20 protein-coding genes and 1 tRNA gene are annotated in these 20,963 nt (G+C 65.0%); 13 read left to right on the top strand and 8 right to left on the bottom strand.

The genetic code is table 11. The features are described from left to right. From A9J21_RS01160 to A9J21_RS01105, 12 genes are all read left to right on the top strand, one after another. On the top strand, nucleotides 1-2,083 hold a 2,083-nt coding region (locus A9J21_RS01160; RefSeq protein WP_066731068.1), incomplete at its 5' end, for a FimV/HubP family polar landmark protein. 144 nt (nucleotides 2,084-2,227) lie between these two features. Next, nucleotides 2,228-3,058, top strand: a complete 831-nt coding sequence (gene truA / locus A9J21_RS01155) for a tRNA pseudouridine(38-40) synthase TruA (RefSeq protein ID WP_066731052.1) — start codon at nucleotides 2,228-2,230, stop codon at nucleotides 3,056-3,058. Further along, nucleotides 3,048-3,758: a phosphoribosylanthranilate isomerase gene (locus A9J21_RS01150; protein ID WP_066731047.1), complete on the top strand. Its 711-nt coding sequence runs from the start codon at nucleotides 3,048-3,050 to the stop codon at nucleotides 3,756-3,758. Before truA ends, A9J21_RS01150 begins: the two co-directional genes overlap by 11 nt. 118 nt (nucleotides 3,759-3,876) lie before the next feature. Next, entirely contained in the window at nucleotides 3,877-5,070 is a 1,194-nt protein-coding gene (gene trpB / locus A9J21_RS01145; protein ID WP_066731067.1) for a tryptophan synthase subunit beta, read from the top strand. Beyond that, nucleotides 5,070-6,017, top strand: a complete 948-nt coding sequence (locus tag A9J21_RS01140) for a site-specific DNA-methyltransferase (protein ID WP_066731045.1) — start codon at nucleotides 5,070-5,072, stop codon at nucleotides 6,015-6,017. Before trpB ends, A9J21_RS01140 begins: the two co-directional genes overlap by 1 nt. A gap of 17 nt (nucleotides 6,018-6,034) precedes the next feature. Then, nucleotides 6,035-6,832, top strand: coding sequence for a tryptophan synthase subunit alpha (gene trpA / locus A9J21_RS01135; RefSeq protein WP_066731066.1), 798 nt, complete (start codon nucleotides 6,035-6,037; stop codon nucleotides 6,830-6,832). Between the two features lie 216 nt (nucleotides 6,833-7,048). Next, nucleotides 7,049-7,921, top strand: a complete 873-nt coding sequence (gene accD / locus A9J21_RS01130; RefSeq protein ID WP_066731042.1) for an acetyl-CoA carboxylase, carboxyltransferase subunit beta — start codon at nucleotides 7,049-7,051, stop codon at nucleotides 7,919-7,921. A gap of 78 nt (nucleotides 7,922-7,999) precedes the next feature. Continuing rightward, nucleotides 8,000-9,310, top strand: a complete 1,311-nt coding sequence (folC, locus tag A9J21_RS01125; protein WP_066731040.1) for a bifunctional tetrahydrofolate synthase/dihydrofolate synthase — start codon at nucleotides 8,000-8,002, stop codon at nucleotides 9,308-9,310. 73 nt (nucleotides 9,311-9,383) lie between these two features. Continuing rightward, nucleotides 9,384-10,154, top strand: a complete 771-nt coding sequence (locus A9J21_RS01120; protein WP_066731038.1) for an SPOR domain-containing protein — start codon at nucleotides 9,384-9,386, stop codon at nucleotides 10,152-10,154. A 108-nt stretch (nucleotides 10,155-10,262) separates the two neighbouring features. Continuing rightward, on the top strand, nucleotides 10,263-10,760 hold the full coding sequence (locus A9J21_RS01115; RefSeq protein ID WP_066731036.1) for a CvpA family protein: 498 nt from the start codon (nucleotides 10,263-10,265) through the stop codon (nucleotides 10,758-10,760). A gap of 116 nt (nucleotides 10,761-10,876) precedes the next feature. Then, a complete protein-coding gene (gene purF, locus A9J21_RS01110; RefSeq protein ID WP_066731034.1) occupies nucleotides 10,877-12,409 on the top strand; it encodes an amidophosphoribosyltransferase in 1,533 nt (510 codons plus the stop codon). Between the two features lie 32 nt (nucleotides 12,410-12,441). After that, a complete protein-coding gene (locus A9J21_RS01105; RefSeq protein WP_066731032.1) occupies nucleotides 12,442-13,650 on the top strand; it encodes an O-succinylhomoserine sulfhydrylase in 1,209 nt (402 codons plus the stop codon). A gap of 68 nt (nucleotides 13,651-13,718) precedes the next feature. Here A9J21_RS01105 and A9J21_RS01100 read toward each other — a convergent pair whose 3' ends face one another. After that, complete coding sequence (locus A9J21_RS01100; protein WP_066731031.1) at nucleotides 13,719-14,573, bottom strand: ABC transporter permease; 855 nt, start codon at nucleotides 14,571-14,573, stop codon at nucleotides 13,719-13,721. Between the two features lie 9 nt (nucleotides 14,574-14,582). Continuing rightward, nucleotides 14,583-15,524 carry a nodulation factor ABC transporter ATP-binding protein NodI gene (gene nodI, locus A9J21_RS01095; protein ID WP_082926165.1) on the bottom strand — a complete coding sequence of 314 codons (942 nt, stop codon included), beginning with the start codon at nucleotides 15,522-15,524 and terminating at the stop codon, nucleotides 14,583-14,585. Nucleotides 15,525-15,672: 148 nt separating this feature from the next. On the opposite strand from nodI, the gene A9J21_RS01090 reads away from it, so the two are divergent. Continuing rightward, nucleotides 15,673-16,290 (top strand): LysE family translocator, encoded by a 618-nt coding sequence (locus A9J21_RS01090; protein ID WP_066731030.1) that lies wholly within the window; start codon nucleotides 15,673-15,675, stop codon nucleotides 16,288-16,290. A 70-nt stretch (nucleotides 16,291-16,360) separates the two neighbouring features. Here A9J21_RS01090 and rpsU read toward each other — a convergent pair whose 3' ends face one another. The 6 genes from rpsU to fdxA form a co-directional block, all read right to left on the bottom strand. Beyond that, the gene (gene rpsU, locus A9J21_RS01085; RefSeq protein WP_066731027.1) at nucleotides 16,361-16,573 is read right to left on the bottom strand and encodes a 30S ribosomal protein S21; all 213 of its coding nucleotides are present in this window, start codon (nucleotides 16,571-16,573) and stop codon (nucleotides 16,361-16,363) included. 351 nt (nucleotides 16,574-16,924) lie between these two features. After that, a complete protein-coding gene (locus tag A9J21_RS01080) occupies nucleotides 16,925-17,584 on the bottom strand; it encodes a LysE family translocator (RefSeq protein ID WP_066731025.1) in 660 nt (219 codons plus the stop codon). A 25-nt stretch (nucleotides 17,585-17,609) separates the two neighbouring features. Next, nucleotides 17,610-18,449 (bottom strand): AraC family transcriptional regulator, encoded by an 840-nt coding sequence (locus tag A9J21_RS01075; RefSeq protein WP_066731023.1) that lies wholly within the window; start codon nucleotides 18,447-18,449, stop codon nucleotides 17,610-17,612. Between the two features lie 176 nt (nucleotides 18,450-18,625). Continuing rightward, a tRNA-Asn gene (locus A9J21_RS01070) sits at nucleotides 18,626-18,701 on the bottom strand. A gap of 242 nt (nucleotides 18,702-18,943) precedes the next feature. Further along, a complete protein-coding gene (locus A9J21_RS01065) occupies nucleotides 18,944-20,047 on the bottom strand; it encodes an NAD(P)/FAD-dependent oxidoreductase (RefSeq protein ID WP_066731021.1) in 1,104 nt (367 codons plus the stop codon). Nucleotides 20,048-20,186: 139 nt separating this feature from the next. Further along, the gene (gene fdxA, locus A9J21_RS01060; protein ID WP_066731019.1) at nucleotides 20,187-20,510 is read right to left on the bottom strand and encodes a ferredoxin FdxA; all 324 of its coding nucleotides are present in this window, start codon (nucleotides 20,508-20,510) and stop codon (nucleotides 20,187-20,189) included. Nucleotides 20,511-20,963 lie beyond the last annotated feature (453 nt).

The raw sequence follows: 20,963 nt of genomic DNA, 5'->3' as shown, positions 1-20,963 counted from the left end.
GGAGCAGATGCTGCTCGCGCTCTACCGCAACAATCCCAACGCGTTCATCGGCGGGAACATCAACCGGGTCAAGTCCGGCGCCGTGCTGAAGGTGCCGAGCGCCCAGCAGGCGCAGTCGGTGACCCCGCGCGAGGCGCGCCGCGAAGTGGTGGCCCGCACGCAGGGCTTCGACAGCTACCGCAGCCGCCTGGCCGCCGCAGCCGCCGCCAAGTCGGTGGAAGCCGGCTCGGGCCGCGAGCAGTCGGGCAACGTGACGGCTCGCGTGCAGGACACCACGGTGCCGAACGCTGGGCCGCGTGACGAACTGAAGCTCTCGAAGGCCGAGAAGGGCGCGCAGGCCAAGGCGGAAGCCGACGTTGCCAGCCAGCGCAAGCTGAAGGACGCCGAATCGCGCGTTGCCGACCTCGAGAAGAACATCTCCGACATGCAGCGCCTGATGGAGCTGAAGAACACGGAGATCGCCAAGCTCAATCAGAACAACCAGGGTGCCAAGGCCGCAACGGCTGCAACGGCCGCTGCAGCCACGGCCGCTGCGGCGCCTGCTGCAGGCAAGGCAGCCGACGCCGCCGCGCCGGCCCCGACGGTGGTACCGGCCGAGCCGGCCAAGGCCGCCGACGCCCCGAGCACGGCCACGCCGGAACCGGCACCGGCCGCTGCCGCTGCCTCGGCACCGGAAGCCACCGCAGCCGCAGCGCCCGCATCGGCTCCGCAGGCCAGCGCTTCGGCCCCGGCCGCCGCCGCTTCGGCCCCGGTTGCTGCCAAGAAGAAGCCGCCTGTCATCCAGCCGCTGCCCCAGCCGTCATTCCTCGACGAGCTGCTTGGCAACCCGATGCTGCTGCCGGGTGCGGGTGTGCTGGTTGCGTTGCTTGGCGGATATGCGTACTATCGCCGCCGCCAGAAGCAGAAGGCCAGCGAGAACACCGGTTTCGGTGACAGCATCCTGTCCCAGGAAAGCACGGTCATGGCGGGCGGACACTCGTTGTTCGGTACCGCTGGTGGCCAGAGCGTCGACACGTCGCAGCACAGCGTGTTCGGCGCAGACTTCCGCATCGGCAACAACTCGCCCGAAGCGACGGAAGTAGACCCCATTGCCGAGGCCGAGGTGTACATCGCGTACGGACGCGACGTGCAGGCCGAGGAAATCCTGCGCGAAGCGTTGCAACAGAATCCGGAGCGCCAGGCCATTCGCCTGAAGCTGCTGGAGATTTACAACACTCGTCAGGATGTGGAAGGTTTCCGAGTGATCGCAGAAGAAATGTTCGCCCAGGTAGGCGGACAAGGCGCGGACTGGCAACAGGTCGCGGATATGGGTCGGAAGCTCGATCCGGGCAACGCGCTGTACCTGTCGGTGGCGCCCGACCTCACGGCGGAAGCCGATACGACCACGCCGGTGGCCGATCAGTGGCGCACGCAGGATCCGGCCCAGTCGCTGCAGCAGCCCGTCCAGGCTTCGGCCATGCCGGATCTGGCACTGCCGCTGGACGCCTTCCCGGCGCCCGCGCCGGGGGAGCCCATCGTGGCACCGGAGTCGGCCTCGCTGGTATTCGGTAACGAGCACCAGGCGGAACCGGTGGCACGTCTGGACGACGTCCTCGACGAGAGTCACGATGCCGGCATGGATCTGCCGGCCGGGGTGCCGGCGCTCGATACCCCGACGCGTTCGCGTCCGCTGGAGTTCGACATGTCCAGCCTGTCGCTGGACCTGAACGCCGCGAATCCGGGCGCGGCCGTTGCGGCCGAACCGGTTTCGGTCGCGACGTTCGAGGCCCCGTCGCTGACGGAATCGACCGTGCCGCTGCCGGCACCGACGATGCTGCAGAACGGCCGGCTGGTCGAGCCGATCGACCTGACCCGCGTTACGTCCGAAGGCAATGGCGATTCCACGCATGGCGTTTCCGCCAGCACGCTGTCTGCCACGGGCATGGATGGCAGCCGCGACATGCAGATCAAGCTCGACCTGGCACGTGCCTACATCGAAATCGGTGACAAGGAAGGTGCACGCGAACTGCTGCAGGAAGTGGTGGAGCAGTCGGAAGATCCGCTGCAGTCCGAGGCTCGCACGCTGCTGCGCGACATGGCCTGATGCGGATTGGCCCGCGGGTTTCGACCCAAAGGCCGGTATGATGCAGGGTTTGCGGCACGCCGTTGACACGGCGTGCCGCAGCCCGAAGCGATGCGCCGGAAGCGTCCCTTCCGGCGCATTTTGTTTTTGCGCATCGCCACACTCATGAATCGCATCGCCATCGGACTCCACTACGACGGTTCGGCCTTTTCCGGCTGGCAGTCGCAGCCCCATCGCAACACCGTGCAGGACCACCTGGAAGACGCCATCGAGCGCTTTGCCGGGAAGCGCCTGCTGACCACGGTGGCGGGGCGGACCGATACCGGCGTGCATGCGCTGGGCCAGGTGATCCACCTCGATACCGAACTGGATCGCGACAAGTTCTCGTGGGTGCGCGGCGTCAACGCGTTCCTGCCGCAGTCCATCGCGCTGCAATGGGCGGAGCCGGTCGACGACGGTTTCCACGCGCGCTTCCTGGCCTACGAGCGGATGTACTACTACGCGCTCTATACCGGCCCGCATCGCGTGCCGATGATCCATAGCCGTGCGGGCTACCAGATGCTGCCGCCGGGCCAGCGGCTCGATGTCGACGCCATGCGCTCCGCGGCGGCCTGCCTGCTGGGCGAACACGATTTCTCGGCCTTCCGCGCCGCCGAATGCCAGGCCAAGTCGCCCGTCAAGACGATGTATGACGTGACGATCCGGGAAGATGGCAACTGGGTATTCCTGCGCTTTCGTGCCAGTGCGTTCCTGCACCACATGGTGCGCAACCTGATGGGGTGCCTGGTGGCGGTGGGGCGGGGGCGCTACCCGGCCGAATGGATGGCCGAGGTGCTGGCCGGCCGCAACCGGCAGAAGGCCGCCCCGACGTTCATGCCCGACGGCCTGTACCTGGTCGACGTGAAGTATCCTGAGCCGTACCGGCTCCCCCAGGCGGATGCATCCGCCAGTTTCTTCCACGGAGTATTTGCCGATGGTCCCGACAATGGCGCCTGATTCCGGCCGCGTGCCGCCCCGCACCCGTATCAAGATCTGCGGTCTGACGCGCCCGGAAGACGTGCGCGCGGCCGTCGATGCGGGCGCAGATGCCATCGGCCTGGTCTTCTATGACAAGAGCCCCCGCTACGTGGACGTGGCGCGGGCCGCCGCACTGGCCGAGCAGGTGCCCCCGTTCGTGACCGTGACCGGTCTGTTCGTCAACGCCGACGCCGAGGAAGTGGCGCATGTCACCGAACGTGTGCCGTTGACGCTACTCCAGTTCCACGGCGACGAGACGCCCCAGCAGTGCACGGAGATCGCCCGCCGCTGCCGGCTGCCGTTTGTGCGTGCCGCCCGTGTCCAGCCGGGGCTTGATTTGGTAGAATTCGCCGACCAATACCGTGACGCCGCCGGCCTGTTGCTCGACGCCTTCGTGGAAGGCTATGGCGGTGGCGGCCACGTCTTCGACTGGACCCTGATTCCTGCTCAATGGCTTCCGCCCAATCCGACCAGCCAGCCCGCAAGCGACGCTCCTCGCATCGTTTTGAGTGGTGGGTTGAACGCGCAAAACGTCGCTGGTGCGATTGAGCGCGTGCGCCCCTATGCCGTGGATGTCAGCAGCGGCGTGGAGGCGTCGAAGGGTGTGAAGGACCACGCCCGCATTGCCGCGTTCGTGCGCGCCGTGCGCATGGCGGATGCAGGACAGGCCGGCCAGTAACGCCACCGGCACCGTTGCGCTGCCATCCCCGCTTGCCCCCGGTCGCTCCGATCGCCCGATACCGAATTTGATGCGTTTCGCTGTCACTGTGCGCGAAACGCCACCTGAGAGCCTGGACATGTACGACTTGCCCGATTCCCGAGGCCATTTCGGCCCCTATGGCGGTAGCTTCGTTTCCGAAACCCTGGTCCACGCACTGGACGAGTTGCGCGATGCCTATGCGCACTACCAGCAAGACGCGGACTTCAACGCCGAATTCCAGCGCGAACTGAAGCATTTTGTCGGCCGTCCGTCGCCGATCTACCACGCGCAGCGCTGGAGCGAGACGCTGGGCGGCGCCCAACTGTTCTTCAAGCGCGAAGACCTGAACCACACCGGCGCCCACAAGATCAACAACGTGATCGGCCAGGCGTTGCTGGCAAAGCGCATGGGCAAGAAGCGCGTGATCGCCGAAACCGGCGCCGGCCAGCACGGCGTGGCCACCGCGACGATTGCCGCGCGCTTCGGCATGGAATGCGTGGTCTACATGGGCTCGGAGGACGTGCGCCGCCAGGCGGCCAACGTCTACCGCATGAAGCTGCTGGGCGCCACGGTGGTGCCGGTTGAAAGCGGCTCGAAGACGCTCAAGGACGCGCTCAACGAAGCCATGCGCGACTGGGTGACCAATGTCGAGACCACGTTCTACATCATCGGCACGGTGGCCGGCCCGCACCCGTATCCGATGATGGTGCGCGACTTCCAGTGCGTGATCGGCGAAGAGTCGAAGGTGCAGATGCCGGAACTGACCGGCCGCCAGCCGGACGCCGTGATCGCGTGCGTGGGCGGCGGCTCGAATGCGATGGGCATCTTCTACCCGTACATCGAGCACAAGGACGTGCAGCTGATCGGCGTGGAAGCGGCCGGCGACGGCCTGGACACGGGGCGCCACGCGGCATCGCTGACCGGCGGTTCGCCGGGCGTGCTGCACGGCAACCGTACCTACCTGCTGCAGGACGAAAACGGCCAGATCATCGAGACCCACTCGGTGTCGGCCGGCCTGGACTACCCGGGCGTGGGGCCGGAGCACGCGTGGCTCAAGGACATCGGCCGCGCGCAGTATGTGCCGATCACCGATGAAGAAGCGCTGAAGGCGTTCCACGACTGCTGCCGCATCGAAGGCATCATCCCGGCGCTGGAATCGAGTCACGCCATTGCCTATGCATGCAAGCTGGCGCCGACGCTGCCCAAGGACAAGCTGCTGCTGGTGAACCTGTCCGGCCGTGGCGACAAGGACATGCACACCGTGGCCGAACGTGCGGGGTTGAAGCTGTAATGCGTGCGCTGCCCCCTGACACCACGATTCAAGCGGAAGAGGGCGGCGCCGCGGCGCCGTTCGACATCCTCGACACCGAAGCTGTCCGCCTGTACCAGGAAGACGCGCTCGAAGGCATCAATCGCATCGAAGACGGATCGGTCGACCTGATCATCGCCGACCCGCCTTACGGCCTGGGCAAGGACTATGGCAACGATTCCGACCTGCTGTCGGGCGACGCCTACCTGGAATGGTCCGAGCGCTGGATGGACGCCATCATCCCGAAGCTGGCCCCCAAGGGCACGCTGTACCTGTTCTGCACGTGGCAGTACTCGCCCGAGCTGTTCGTGATGCTCAAGAAGCGGCTGACGATGATCAACGAGATCATCTGGGACCGCCGCGTGCCGAGCATGGGCGGCACCACGCGCAAGTTCTCGTCGGTGCACGACAACATCGGCTTCTTTGCCCGTCAGCGCGACTACTACTTCGACCTGGACCCGGTGCGCATTCCGTACGATGCCGAGACCAAGAAGGCGCGCAGCCGGCCGCGCTTCGAGGGCAAGAAATGGCTCGAGGTGGGCTACAACCCGAAAGACCTGTGGAGCGTGCCGCGTATTCACCGGCAAGACCCCGAGCGCGCCGACCATCCCACGCAGAAGCCGCTGGAGATCGTCGAGCGCATGGTGCTGTCGAGCTGCCCGCCGGGCGGCGTGGTGCTGGACCCGTTCACGGGCAGCGGCACCACGGCGGTGGCCTGCGTGCGCCACGGCCGGCGCTTTGTCGGATTCGAGATGAATCCGCAGTACGCCTCGCTGGTGCGCGATCGCGTGACGGCGGCCCAGCCCGTGTATGCCCCGATCCAGCCCGACGGCGTGGCTGACAGCCTGCCCGCAGGCACCGAAGCGACCCCGGCTGCTGCCAACGACGATGCCAATGACGCGGCTTCGGCGGTGCAGCGCCTTATCTGATTCCGATGGTCAACGACATGTCCCGTATCCAGAAGACTTTCGCGGCACTGGCCGCGCAGCAGAAGAAGGGCCTGATTCCGTTCATCACCGCCGGCGATCCGGCGCCCGCGCTGACCGTGCCGCTGATGCACGCGCTGGTGGAGGGCGGCGCCGACGTGATCGAGCTTGGCGTGCCGTTCTCCGACCCAATGGCCGACGGCCCCGTCATCCAGCGCGCCTCGGAGCGCGCCCTGGCGCAAGGCGTCTCGCTGACGCAGGTGCTGGCCTGGGTGAAGGAATTCCGCCAGACCAACGACACCACGCCCGTGGTGCTGATGGGCTACGCGAACCCGATCGAACGCATGGGCGAGGAAACGTTCGCCAAGGCCGCCTCGGCAGCCGGCGTGGACGGCGTGCTCGTGGTGGACTACCCGCCCGAGGAATGCGAGTCGTTCGCCGGCCTGATGCGCGCCAACCAGATGGATCCGATCTTCCTGCTGGCGCCGACGTCGACCGACGACCGAATTGCCGCTGTGGCGAAGGTCGCCAGCGGCTATCTTTATTACGTGTCGCTCAAGGGCGTGACCGGTTCGGCCACGCTGGACCTCGACAGCGTGGCCGCCCGCCTGCCGCTGATCAAGCAGCACGCCAACTTGCCCGTAGGTGTCGGTTTCGGCATTCGCGATGCGCAGACGGCGCGCGCCATCGGCAGCGTGGCTGACGCCGTGGTGATCGGCAGCCGCCTGGTGCAACTGCTGGAAGATGCACCGCGCGACAAGGCCGTGGAAGCGCTACGTGCGTTTATCGCCGAAATCCGCCAGGCACTGGACGCCTGAAAACGTGTCCCAGGCGTGACCGCCGGCTGAAAAACGCGGCAAAAATCGTCGCCAATTGCCGTCGTTTGAGACTTAAGCGGCACAATTGGCGCGTTTTGCTTAGGCGAGATGTGCCGGGCGTGGTAAATTCGCGGCCTGATTCCCTGCCGTCCCTGTGTCCGCCTCTCATGAGAGGGGCGTCGATGCGCGGGCGGCAGCTATCCGAAAGGAGCTTTCATGAGCTGGTTGGATAAACTCCTGCCTCCCAAGATTCAACAGACCGACCCCTCCACCCGCAAGGGCATTCCGGAAGGGCTGTGGGTCAAGTGCCCGTCGTGCGAGTCGACGCTGTACCGCACCGACGTGGAAGCCAATCTGCACGTCTGCCCGAAGTGCGACCACCACATGCGCATCCGCTCGCGCGAGCGCCTGGACAAGCTGCTGGACGCCGAAGGCCGTTTCGAGATCGGCCAGGAAATCGTGCCGGTGGACGCGCTGAAGTTCAAGGACACGAAGAAGTACCCGGACCGCATCAAGGCCGCCATGGATGACACCGGCGAGACCGACGCGATGGTGGTCGTGGGTGGCGCGATCCACACGATTCCGGTGGTGGTGGCCTGCTTCGAGTTCGAGTTCATGGGCGGTTCGATGGGCTCGGTGGTGGGCGAGCGCTTCGCGCGTGGCGCGCAGGCCGCGCTGGAGCAAAAGGTGCCGTTCATCTGCGTGACCGCCACGGGCGGCGCGCGCATGCAGGAAAGCCTGCTCTCGCTGATGCAGATGGCCAAGACCACGGCCATGCTGAACCAGCTGTCGAATGCCAAGCTGCCGTTTATCAGCGTGCTGACCGACCCGACCATGGGTGGCGTGTCGGCATCGTTCGCGTTCCTGGGCGACGTGGTGATTGCCGAGCCCAAGGCGCTGATCGGCTTTGCCGGCCCGCGCGTGATCGAGCAGACCGTGCGCGAGAAGCTGCCGGAAGGCTTCCAGCGCGCCGAGTTCCTGCTGCAGAAGGGCGCCATCGACATGATCGTCGATCGTCGCCGTCTGCGCGCGGAAATTGCCCAGCTGCTGGCGCTGCTGCAGAAGCAGCCGGCCGATGCGGTGGCCTGACGCGGTAGCGTGATTTGCAGGACAATGGCGCGGGTACCTACCCGCGCCATTTTGTTTTTAGTCGTGTCGTAATTCAGCATGCCCATCTTCCACACACTCCCCGACTGGCTTCAGCACCTGGAAACCGCCCATCCCGTGGGTATCGACATGGGTTTGACGCGTATCACGCGCGTCAAGGAAGCGCTGGGACTGCGCATCGACGCCGTGGTCTTCACGGTTGGCGGTACCAATGGCAAGGGCTCGACCTGCGCGATGCTCGAACGCATCCTGCTGGAGGCCGGCTACAAGGTGGGCCTGCATACGTCGCCCCACCTGATCACGTTCAACGAGCGCGCCCGCCTGAACGGCGAGCAGGCCACCGATGCGCAGCTGCTGCCGCACTTCGAGGCCGTGGAGCGCGCCCGCACCAGCTTCGCCGATCCGGTCAGCCTGACGTATTTCGAATTCACGACGCTGGCCATCATCCATATGTTCGCGTCGGCCGGGCTGGACGCAATCGTCCTCGAAGTGGGCCTGGGCGGCCGGCTCGACGCCGTCAATGTGATCGACACGGACTGTGCGGTCATCACCAGCGTCGACATCGACCACACCCAGTACCTGGGGGACACGCGCGAGAAGATCGGCTACGAGAAGGCCGGCATCTTCCGCCCGCATGTACCGGCCGTCTGCGGCGACCCCATGCCGCCGCAGTCGCTGATTGACCATGCCGAGGCCATCGGCGCCGACCTGTGGCTGGTGGGCCGCGATTTCCGCCACCAGGCCGCAGCGGGCCAGGAGCGCCAGCAATGGGACTGGACGGGCCGCGACCGCAAGCTCAACGGCCTGGGCTATCCGGCGCTGCGTGGCGCCAACCAGCTGCTGAACGCGTCGGCTGCACTGGCCGCGCTGCAGGCCATGCGCCCGCGCCTGCCGGTCAGCGCGCAGGAAGTGCGCAACGGCCTGGCCTTCGTGGAACTGCCGGGTCGCTTCCAGGTGATGCCGGGACGTCCGGCCGTGATCCTTGATGTGGCGCATAATCCTCATGCGGCGGCCACGCTGGGCCAGAACATGGAGAACATGGGGTTCTTCCGCTACACCTACGCGGTGTTCGGGGCGATGGCAGACAAGGATATCGCGGGTGTGTTGCGCCACGTGGCCGACAAGGTCGACCACTGGTGCCTGTGCGACCTGCCCACGGATCGCGCCGCCACGGCCAATGACCTGCGCGAGGCACTGGAGGCCACGGGCTTCCGGGAAGGGCCGGATAACACCGCGGCGTGCTTCTCAAGTCCGGAACTGGCGTATCGCGATGCCATCGAGAGAGCAACCGAGAATGATAGAATCCTGGTCTTCGGATCGTTCTATACCGTGGCTGGCGTGATGGCATATCGCGCCACGCAGGCCAACTGAATCGCTGTCCCGATTCCTGGCTGAACTCCCGGGCCGGAACGACATCACACCGAACACCACTCTTTGGGCATCTATGGGCCTGCTTTCGCTGTTTTCGTCCCGCAAGGGCACTGACCCGGCACCCGAACGCGGTCGCCGTACGCGCGCAGAAGCTGGCGCCGGCATCGGCGCGTCGCGCCGCACGGCCGACGAATACCCGGACGATACCCTCGATCCCGATTTCCCCCAGAAACAACGCGCACGCCGCCGCCTGATCGGTGCCGTGGTGCTGCTGGCTGCCGCGGTCATCGTGCTGCCGATCGTGTTCGAGCACAAGCCGCGGCCGGTGTCCGATGACGTGGCCGTCAGCGTGGCCAACGGCCAGGGCGCACAGAAGCCCAAGGTCGAGGCTCGCAAGGCCCAGGCGCTGCCGCCGTCGGCCAATGCCAGCCGCAACGACGCTGCGCTGGATGCAGGCGAGGAAATCGTCACCTCTCCGGCGGCTGACAAGCCGAAGGCGGACGCCCGGCCGGAGGCCAAGGCCGCCGACGCCAAGGCCGAAACGAAGGTGGCCGAAACCAAGCCAGCCGATGCGAAGCCGGCCGACAAGCCGGCTGACAAGCCCGCCGCAGCCAATACCAAATACCTGATCCTGATTGGTGCCTTCTCTTCGGAAGAGCGCGCGAAGAACTGGCTCGCCAAGCTCAAGGAGAGCAAGGTGCCGGCGTTCGTGGAAAAGAAGACACTGGCCGACGGCGACCGCATCCTGCTGCGCGCGGGCCCGTTCGCCAGCCGCGATGCAGCCGATGCAGCCGACAAGAAGGTGCGGTCGATCGGGCTGACCTCGAAGGTGGTGGAGCAGTAACGTCCCGGACAACCTCGTTCCCGATTCCGTCCCCGCGCATATCGCCGGTGACGTCCCGGTTGCAGGGCGGCTGATCGCCCCCATCTGACAGGAACCTGCATCGCACGCATGGCTTTTACTTTTTTTGACTATGGCGTGGCCTTCATTCTGGTGGCGTCGGCGCTGATTGGCGTGCTGCGCGGCCTGGTGCGCGAGGTGCTCGCGCTGGTGGGCTGGGTTGTGGCGTTCGTGCTGGCGTATCACTTTGGCGGCATGGCCGCGCAATGGATGCCCGAATCGCTGCCAGGCGGCGAGCTGACGCGCAGTGCGCTGGGTTTCCTGACCGTGTTCTTCGGCACGTGGATCGTGTCGGCGCTGGCAGGAGCCGTTCTGGGCCAGTTGCTGGAAACCACCGGCCTGAGGCCGGCGGATCGCGGCCTGGGCCTGGTGTTCGGGCTGGCGCGGGGTGTGCTGATCGTGATGCTGATCGTCGTGCTGGCGGGGCTCACGAAGCTGCCGGAAGAACCTTTCTGGCGCGACGCGGTGTCGCGCCCGTATGTGATCCAGGCGATGGGCGAATTGCGCCAATGGCTGCCGCCCGACCTGGCAAAGTACGTGAAGACCTGAATCAAAGACGCGAGTGCTTGAACGTTGGGCATTCGCGGCGCAGTATCAACGCAGTTCCGTCGCGTACATGACGGAACGGCGCCCCTGAATCATTTTGCCTTTCCTGGGAGTTCGGCATGTGCGGTATCGTCGGCGTGGTTTCCACCAGCCCTGTCAACCAACTGATCTATGACAGCCTGCTGCTGTTGCAACACCGCGGACAGGATGCAGCCGGCATCGCCACGGCCAATGGCAGCACCTTCCACATGCACAAGGCCAACGGCCTGGTGCGCGATGTGTTCCGCACCCGCAACATGCGCGGCCTGCCGGGCACGTCCGGTATCGGCCAGGTGCGTTACCCGACCGCCGGCTCCGCTGCCAGCGAGGAAGAAGCCCAGCCGTTCTACGTGAACGCGCCTTACGGCATCATGCTGGCCCACAACGGCAACCTGACCAATTCGGAACAGCTGCGCGAGGAGATGTTCCGCCGCGACCGTCGCCACATCAACACGCATTCGGATTCCGAAGTGCTGCTGAACGTGCTGGCCGACGAACTGCAGCGCGCCAGCAACGGCAAGTCGCTGGTGCCGGAAACCATCTTCACGGCCGTCAGCGGCATGCATCGCCGCGTGAAGGGCGCCTATGCCATCACGGCGCAGATCTCGGGCTACGGCCTGCTGGCCGTGCGCGATCCGTTCGGCATCCGCCCGCTGTGCATCGGCAGCGTCGATACGCCAACCGGCAAGGAATACCTGATTGCCTCGGAATCGGTGGCGCTCGAAGGCATGGGCTACACGATGGAGCGCGACGTGGCACCGGGCGAGGCGATCTTCATCGACCTGGACGGCAACTTCCACAGCAAGCAGTGCGCCGAGAATCCGCAGCTGACGCCCTGCATCTTCGAATTCGTGTACCTGGCACGTCCGGACTCGTGCATCGATGGCGTGCCGGTCTACGACGCCCGCCTGCGCATGGGTGACTACCTGGCCGAGAAGATCCGCCGCGAAGTGCCGGCTGGCGAGATCGACGTGGTCATGCCGATTCCCGATTCGAGCCGTCCGGCCGCCATGCAGGTAGCCAACGCGCTGGGCGTGCCGTACCGCGAGGGCTTCTTCAAGAACCGCTATGTGGGCCGCACGTTCATCATGCCGGGCCAGGCGGTGCGCAAGAAGTCGGTGCGCCAGAAGCTGAACGCCATGGGCGTGGAGTTCAAGGACAAGAACGTGCTGATCGTGGACGACTCGATCGTGCGCGGCACCACGTCGTTCGAGATCGTGCAGATGGCTCGCGACGCCGGCGCCAAGAAGGTGATCTTCGCCTCGGCCGCGCCGCCCGTGAAGTTCCCGAACGTGTACGGCATCGACATGCCCACGCGCGCCGAACTGGTGGCCCACGGCCGCACCGACGAGGAAGTGGCGCGCATGATCGGCGCCGACCAGCTCGTGTACCAGGATGTGGAAGCGATGAAGCAGGCCGTGCGCGACATCAACCCGAACCTGCGAGACTTCGACGCGTCGTGCTTCGACGGCAAGTACATCACCGGCGATATCGACGACGCCTACCTGGACCGCCTGGAAACGGCGCGCAGCCAGGCCGACCGCGAAGGCAGCAACGGTGGCGAAACCGAACGCTCGCAGCTTCACCTGCAGCGCTCGGGCGGCAACGAGTAACGGCAATCCACAAGATTGGGCAGCGCAGCGGCATGAGCGAACCGTTCCAACCCGAGTCCTACGGCATTGACACGCTCGGCGTGCGCGCCGGTACGCTGCGTACCGGCGAGTTCATGGAGCACTCCGAGGCGATGTACCTGACCTCGAGCTTCTGCTTCAACAGCGCCGCCGAGGCGGCCGAGCGCTTTGCCAACTCGGAAGAGGGCTACACGTACTCGCGCTTCACCAATCCGACCGTGTCGATGTTCCAGTCCCGCCTGGCGGCGCTGGAAGGTGCCGAGGCCTGCATGGCTACGGCATCGGGCATGAGCGCGATCCTGTCGGTGGCGCTGGCTACGCTGCAGGCGGGGGATCATCTGGTCAGCTCGCGCTCGATCTTCGGATCGACCATGACGCTGTTCAACACGATCCTGGCGAAGTTCGGCGTCGAGACGACCTATGTCGACGGCACCGACCTGGCGGCCTGGCGTGCAGCTGTAAAGCCCAATACGAAGCTGTTTTTCCTGGAAACGCCGTCGAACCCGCTGACCGAGATTTCGGACATTGCGGCCGTCGGCGAGATCGCGCACAACGCGGGCGCGCTGTTCGTGGTGGACAACTGCTTCTGCTCGCCGGCGCTGCAGCAACCGATCAGGTTCGGTGCCGACGTGGTGGTGCATTCGGCCACCAAGCACATCGACGGCCAGGGCCGCGTGCTAGGCGGTGCCGTGCTGGGCAAGCACGACTTCATCATGGGCAAGGTCTTCCCGTTCGTGCGCACGGCCGGCCCGACGCTGTCGGCGTTCAACGCCTGGGTGATGCTCAAGGGCATGGAAACACTGGCGATCCGCATGGAGCGCCATTCGCAGAGCGCGCTGGCGCTGGCCCAGTTCCTGGAGTCGCACCCGGCCGTGAGCCGTGTCTTCCATCCGGCGCTGATGTCGCACCCGCAGTACGCCGTGGCCCAGCGCCAGCAAAGTGGTGGCGGGGCGATCGTGTCGTTCGAACTGAAGGGCGATACGCCGGAACAGATGCGTGCCAACGCCTGGCGCGTGATCGACAACACGAAGCTGTGCTCGATCACGGGCAACCTTGGTGACACCCGCACGACGATCACGCATCCGTACACGACCACGCATGGCCGCGTGGCGCCGGAAACAAAGGCAGCGGCCGGGATCAGCGAAGGCCTGATCCGCCTGGCTGTCGGCCTGGAATCGGTGGAAGACCTGAAGGCCGACCTGCTGCGCGGCCTGGGCCAGTAAGCCACTCGGGCAAGTGGTACGCCCCCTCCGCGCTTGCGGGAGAGGGCGCCTCTCTCTCGATACCGCTCTCAGCGCAGCAGCCGCCTGCGCAGCAGCACCAGCGCCACCACCAGCGCCACTGCCGCATAGGCCGCCAGCACGGCCAGATGGACTGCGCCATTCTCCACGGGCCTGCCCAGCATCAACGGACGAATCAGCGCCACCGCGTGCGCCAGCGGCAGGACCATCGTGGCCTTCTGCGCGCCTTCGGGCAATTGCTCAAGCGGGAAGAACACCCCCGACAGCAGCAGCATCGGCGTCATCACCAGCGTCTGGTAGAACATGAAGAAGTCGTAGCTTGGTGCCAGTGCGGTGACGATCATCGCCAGGCTTGCGAACGCGATGCCGGCCAGCACGATCACAGGCAGCGCGGCCAGTGCACCCGGGAACTGCGCATAGCCAAGCAGGCCCGCCACGATCATGATGGCCGCGCCTGACAGCACCGCCTTGCTGGCGGCCCAGAGCACTTCGCCCAGTACCACGTCGCCCAGCGTCAGCGGCGCATGCATGATGGCTTCCCACGTGCGTTGCACGTGCATGCGCGAGAACGCCGAATACATCGACTCGAAGCTGGCCGACATCATCACGCTGGATGCCGTGGTGCCCGCCGCCAGGAAGGCGATATACGACACCCCATGCACCTGGCCCACCAGCAGGCCCAGGCCAAGCCCCAGGCCGAACAGGTAGATCATCGGATCGGCCAGGTTGCCGATCATCGACGGGATGGCCAGCTTCTTCCAGACCATGTAGTTGCGGTACCAGACCATCATCCAGTTGCGCGCATTGCGCGGCAGCAGGGGCTGGGGATAGTGCTGGGGGGCTGTCGACGCCGCAGGTCCTGGCGAAATTGCGACGTCGGGATTGCGTGGATCCTGTTCGCTCATCTCAGTCTCTCAATCTCTCATCTCGCGGCCGGTCAGCTTGAGGAACACGTCCTCGAGATTGGCGGGCCGGTGCAGGTAGCGCACGCCGCCCTTGCCGTGCAGCGCGGCCAACAGTGGATCGGGCTGGCGCACGTAGCAGAACAGCGTCTCGCCGCGCATTTCGCAGCGGTCGGCCAGCGGGGTCAGCGTGTCGCGCAGGGGTTCGAGTTCGTCGCCGTAGACTTCCACCACATCGCAGCCGATTTCGCGGTCGATCAGCTCGTGCGGCTTGCCTTCGGCGATCTTGCGCCCGGCATCGATCACGCACAGGTGGTTGCAAAGCCGTTCGGCCTCTTCCATGAAATGCGTGGTCAGCAGGATCGTCTTGCCCGCGGCAAGCAGCGACTTGAGGCGTTCCCAGATCAGGTGGCGCGCCTGCGGATCGAGGCCGGTCGTCGGCTCGTCCATCACGAGCAGGTCCGGATCGTTGATCAGCGCACGCGCCACGGTCAGGCGGCGGCGCATGCCGCCAGACAGGTCGCGCACCTGCGCGTTGGCCTTGTTCTCGAGCCGCGCGAATTCCAGCAGCCGGGGCACCTGCTCGGCGATCCGGGCCGACGACAGCCCGAAGTACCGGCCGAAGATGCGCAGGTTCTCGATCACCGAGAAGTCGGGGTCCAGATTGTCGAACTGCGGCACCACCCCCACGCGCATGCGAGCCTGCGGGGCGCGCTGGGGGATGGGTTCGCCACATAGCATCAGCGTGCCTGATTCGGGCGTGGTCAGCCCCAGCAGCATGCGCAGCGTGGTGGTCTTGCCGGCGCCATTGGGGCCCAGCAGCCCGAAACACTGGCCGGGCTGGACTTCCAGGTCGAGGTTGTCGACGACGAGCTGGTCGCCATAGCGTTTGCGCACATTGCGCATCTGAAGGATGGCAGTCAAGGCGAAGTCCTTGCGAGCGATATCCGCCATTATGCAGGCCATCGCGTGACGCATTGTTGGCGCATCGCAGCAAGACAATTCCATTCGCAGGGGCATATCGGCAGGCTGGCAGAGCAGAGCGGACAGGCGTACTCTCGCCGTTTCCAGAACAACAACGGCGATGCGCCGAGGAGAACCCATGTCCTTCGAACACTGGATCACATTTGTATTGACCAGCGTCGTGCTGCTGATCATTCCGGGGCCGACCATCCTGCTGGTGATCGGCGATGCCCTGGCGCACCGCGGCCGCAGCGCCTACGCCACGGTGGCCGGTGTGGCGGCCGGAGACCTCACTGCCTTCACGCTGTCGATGGCCGGGCTGGGCGCAGTCCTGGCAGCCTCTGCCACGCTGTTCACGGGCCTGAAATGGGCTGGGGCGGCCTATCTGGTCTATCTGGGGGTGCAGGCGCTGCGCACGGCCAACCGTGCGCGTTCGCTGGAAGTGGCGTCGCAGTCGGGCGGCGGCCGCCAGCGCTTTGCCAAGGCCTGGCTGGTGACGGCGCTGAATCCGAAGAGCATCGTGTTCTTCGTAGCCTTTGTGCCGCAGTTCATCGACGCCAAGCTGGCGTTCTGGCCGCAGGCCGTGGTGCTGATTCCCACGTTCGTCGTGCTGGCAACGGCCAACGCCATGGTCTACGCGCTGCTGGCACGTTCGCTGGCTACGCGGCTGACCTCGCAGCGCGCACAGGCCAACGTGCAGCGAGCCGGCGGTATCACGCTGATCGGCGCCGGCGCGCTGATCGCGACGCGCACCTGAGGGCGCCCCGCGTCGGGACGAAAAAAAAACCGCCAGCGAACTGGCGGTTTTTCTTTTGGCAATGCCCGAATCAGTAGAGCTTCTTCGGCAGCATTTGCATGCGCAGACGCTTGCGCAGACGAGCTTCGGCAGCCTTCTTCTTGCGCTTGCGCTCGGTCGTCGGCTTTTCGTAGGCGGTGCGGCTCTTCAGTTCCACGATCAGTCCAGTCTGCAGAATGGAGCGACGGAAACGACGCATTGCAACTTCAACGGGCTCGCCCGGTTTCAGAACGATCTTAGTCAATTCAGTCCTTCAGGAATAACCGCCAGGTGGCGGTGGGTTCATAGGAGGGAAACGTGTCACGTCGGGCTCCGGAGCCTTCGGCGACGGTGGTATCGCACGCTGCGGCGAATGCCGTGGTGCGCCCCCTAGAACCTGCTGCGGATCGAAATCCGTACTGCCTGTGTCAGGGGTGACGGGCCAAATTTTCCTAGCTAGGTAAAAACTTGGCGACTACCTGTTTCCGTGGATATTGCGCAAGAAATACGCCGGTAAGCTTTTACAGGTATACCGAACGAGAGTCAAGCTATTCAGGGCAATCCAAGACTATACCCCAGAAAATGTGCGTGAGTGCGCCTTTCCCGCGGATTTGCATCAAGGCAACAGACTGCCCCAGGCCGAGGCCAGCAACACCAGCGCCATGAGGCGTTCGAAGCGCTTCATCTGCGCTGCCGAGCGGATGAACCGCGCGGCCCCGGCTCCCAGAACCGCCCACGCTCCCATGCAGGGTAGCGAGACGACAAAGAAGATCAGTGACAGCAGGATCACCTGGTGCGTCTGGTCTTTGCCGTGACCGGCAAAGACGCTGACCACGGCCAGCGCCATCATCCATGTCTTGGGATTCACGAGTTGCAGGCCTGCGGCACCGGCGAGCCCAAGCGGTCTGTGGCGTGAATCGGCCTGATCAGCGCGTTCGGCGCGTTCGGCGCGTTCGGCGTGCGCGGCCCTATCGGTCGCAATGGGGGTGGCCGGGCTGCGCCAGATCTGCCAGGCCAGCCAGGACAGCCACAACACGCCGGTCCAGGCCATCGCACGCTGCAGGAGCGGGTGGGCTGCCAGGGCGTCTCCCACGCCGATGCCCACCGTCAGCACCAGCAGCGCGGCGCCGCCGCAGCCTCCAATAATGATCGGAAGCGTGGCCGCCACGCCTCGGCGTGCGCTGTGGCTCAGCACGATGACGTTGGTGGGGCCAGGAGTGATCGACGCCACGAGGGCGAACATCAGGAAGGGGAGGAGGGGCAGGGTATCGCTCATGCGGCCATTGTTGCGGCCGTGTGGCTCATGCGTCTGGAAGGTTTGAGCAGCGCTTGCGGTAGTGCGCGGGGGTCAGGCCATAGGCGCGCCGGAACCAGCGGCCCAGATGGCTCTGGTCGGCGAACCCAAGGGCCATGGCAACGTCGGCGGGCGTGGCGCCGCGTGCCAGCATATGACGGGCGCGAGCCAGTCGCAGCTGTACCAGATAGGCATGGGGCGCGATGCCGAACGCGGTCTTGAACGCGCGTGTCAGCCGATAGCGATCCACGCCGCTGGCGGCGGCCAGGTCGTCCAGGCCGATGTCCTGGTCCATATGGTCGTGCAGGTAATCGCGAGCGCGCTGGGCTGCCAGCGGCAGGCGCGGATCGACGGCGCGCTGCGTGCGCCAGTGCAAATTGGAGGTCAGTTGCGCCAGCAGGGTGTCGAGCGCGGACTGTCGGACGATGCGCAGTTCGGGCTGTTGCAGCACCGTGAACGCGCGGCCGATTGCTTCGATCAGTTGGGGGTCCTCGCTCAGCGTATGCGCGAAGGCGGGCTGGCAGTGCGCGGGTGCATCTTCGAACAGGGCATGCAGCTCGCGCGCCATCCACTGTGCGTCCAGATAGAGCATCGAATAGGTAAAACCCTCCGGTGCCACCGCGTAACCATCGTGGATTTCACCCGGTTCGAGCGTGAAGACCTTGCCCGGCACGCTGCGCTGGACCTCGCGCCGGCAATGGAATTGCTGGATGCCTTGTTCCGTGTAGCCGACCAGGTAGCTGTCGTGCCAATGCGGATCGTACGCGTGGCCTTCGAAATGGGCGCGAATCGTCTCGATGCCAGTGTCGGCATCCTGCTTGAGGTCGATCCAGCTCTGGGGGCTCACTGCGGGGTCCTGGTTCGGAATGTGCGGCCGTCCATCATAGCCAGATCGGCCAGGACTTTCTGGAACGTTTGTGCGGGGAGGGGATGGTGTGCCACGGAACGGTGGCGAGGACGGCGTACGGCGGCGGAAAAAGAAAAAGGCCGATGCTTTCGCATCGGCCTTCATCTTCTATCGGTTGGCTCCCCGACCTGGGCTCGAACCAGGGACCTACGGATTAACAGTCCGGCGCTCTACCGACTGAGCTATCGGGGAACAGCTGAGAAAGAAATTATAACCAGCTTCTCTTCGTTTCGTCAACAACTTTTTAACGTTTTGTTTTCGTCAGAAGTTGTCGTTGTCACTCTGGTTCGCCTTGAAACCGGCCAGCGCTGGGCGTTTCCGCCTTTTGCTGCGTTGCCGTGTTCAACAGCGAGGCCGCATTATAGCCAGCTTTTTGAATTGTGCAAACAAAAAAATCGCCCGGAGGCGATTTTTTTGCGTTGGCCTTCGACAGGTCAATCGAACACCGGCGATTCGACGCCCAGCACCTTGTGCAGCTTCGGCGAAGTCGTCGTGTATTGCATGTGGATCTTCTTGTCCGGGAAGATGTACGGCGCTGCGCCGAACGCAGCCAGCGCGGCTTCGTGGAAGCCCGACAGGATCAGCTTCTTCTTGCCCGGGTAGGTGTTGATGTCGCCCACGGCGAAGATGCCCGGAATGTTCGTCTCGAACTTCTCGGTATCCACCTTGATCTGCTTGCGCTCCAGGTCCAGGCCCCACTCGGCGATCGGGCCGAGCTTCGGCGACAGGCCGAAGAACACCAGCAGATCGTCCAGCGGCATGCGGCGGGTCACGCCGTCGCCACCGGTCACCTTGATCTCGGTGAGCACGCCATCCTTCTCTTCATAGCCGCCGATCTGGCCGACCATGAATTGCATTTCCATCTGTTCGCACAGATCGCGCATCTTGGCGACCGACGCCGGGGCGGCGCGGAAGCCATCGCGGCGGTGGATCAGCACGATCGACTCGGCCTTGCCATGGAGGTCCAGCGCCCAGTCCAGCGCCGAATCGCCGCCGCCCACGATCACCAGGTTACGGCCGTGGAAGCGGCTCGGATCCTTCACGCGGTAGAACAGCTGCTTGCCATCGAATTTGTCGATGCCTTCCACCTTGACCGTGCGCGGCTGGAACGAGCCCACACCGGCGGCAATGAAGATGGTCTTGGTGATGAAGCGGGTTCCGAGCGACGTCTCGACGAAGAAGCGGCCGTCTTCACGGCGCTCGACGACGCTGACTTCCTGGCCCAGGTGGAACGTGGGCGAGAACGGCTCGATCTGCTTGAGCAGGTTGTCGGTCAGTTCCTGGCCCGTGCAGATGGGCACGGCCGGGATGTCGTAGATCGGCTTGTCCGGATACAGCTCCACGCACTGGCCGCCCACTACCTTGAGCGAGTCGATCACGTGCGCCTTGATTTCGAGCAGGCCGAGTTCGAACACCTGGAACAGGCCAACGGGGCCCGCGCCAACGATCAGCGCGTCGATTTCCAGCGGCTGGCCGCCGTTGTTGCCGCCAGCCTGCTGGGTCGCGTCGGCCACGGGATTTGGAATGCTCAAGTCCATATTCGTCCTGATACGTTGTGGGCACGGCAGGTGCCCGGTATTACGGGAAAGCGCGTGGGGACGGCTTTCTGCGACGCTGGGCAGGCAAATCCGGCGTGCCGCCGGCAGGGATTCGCGTGCCCGTTGCGTCAGTCTTGTCTTAGCGCTGCAGGTATTGCAGCTTGTCGGTGGCGTCCTTCCATTCCTCGGCCTCGGCCAGCGGGGCCTTGGTCTTGGTGATGGACGGCCAGTTGCGGGCCAGCTCGGCGTTCAGGTCAATGAACTGCTGCTGGTCGCCGGGCACATCTTCCTCGGCGTAAATCGCGTTCACCGGGCACTCGGCCACGCACACGGCGCAGTCGATGCATTCGTCGGGATCGATGGCCAGGAAGTTCGGGCCTTCGCGGAAACAATCGACCGGACACACATCAACGCAGTCGGTGTAACGGCAACGGATGCAGGCTTCGGTGACAACGTGAGTCATTTCGGTTCCAGAAAAACGGATCGGTCTTCGATGGGGGATATTGTCCAAGGCCGGATTCTTGCCGGTCGCTCTTGCGAGTTGCCCGTTACGCGCCAAACACCGCGCGTGTCAATCGGGATAACTTGGGGCGAGCGAGGGCCGAGGCCTTTCAAAGACCGATATTGTAGCTGAGCCTTCTCGCAAGGATAGTGAGTCTATATAGCCGGGTCAGATAGTTTTCTTATTTCTTTATGTACTTTTGGTGCGAAATTGGCCCCGAAGTGGCTTCTGGCGCCAGATTCCGGGCCGATCGGCGTCCGCGCGGCAAGCTCCCGGACTACTATTCCCCTGTGTCATGCGTGGCTTTTCAGGCCCGCGGGTGCCCCCGCCGGCCCTTTACATTCCGTTTCCGTGCCTTGCGCACGCGTTGATCGACAGCAATCTTGCGAAGGGACTTGCTCATGCCAGCCAGCC

The organism is Cupriavidus sp. D384 (genome assembly GCF_001652915.1).
Classification (GTDB): Bacteria; Pseudomonadota; Gammaproteobacteria; order Burkholderiales; family Burkholderiaceae; genus Cupriavidus.
This window is presented reverse-complemented; position numbering and strand designations above follow the sequence as displayed.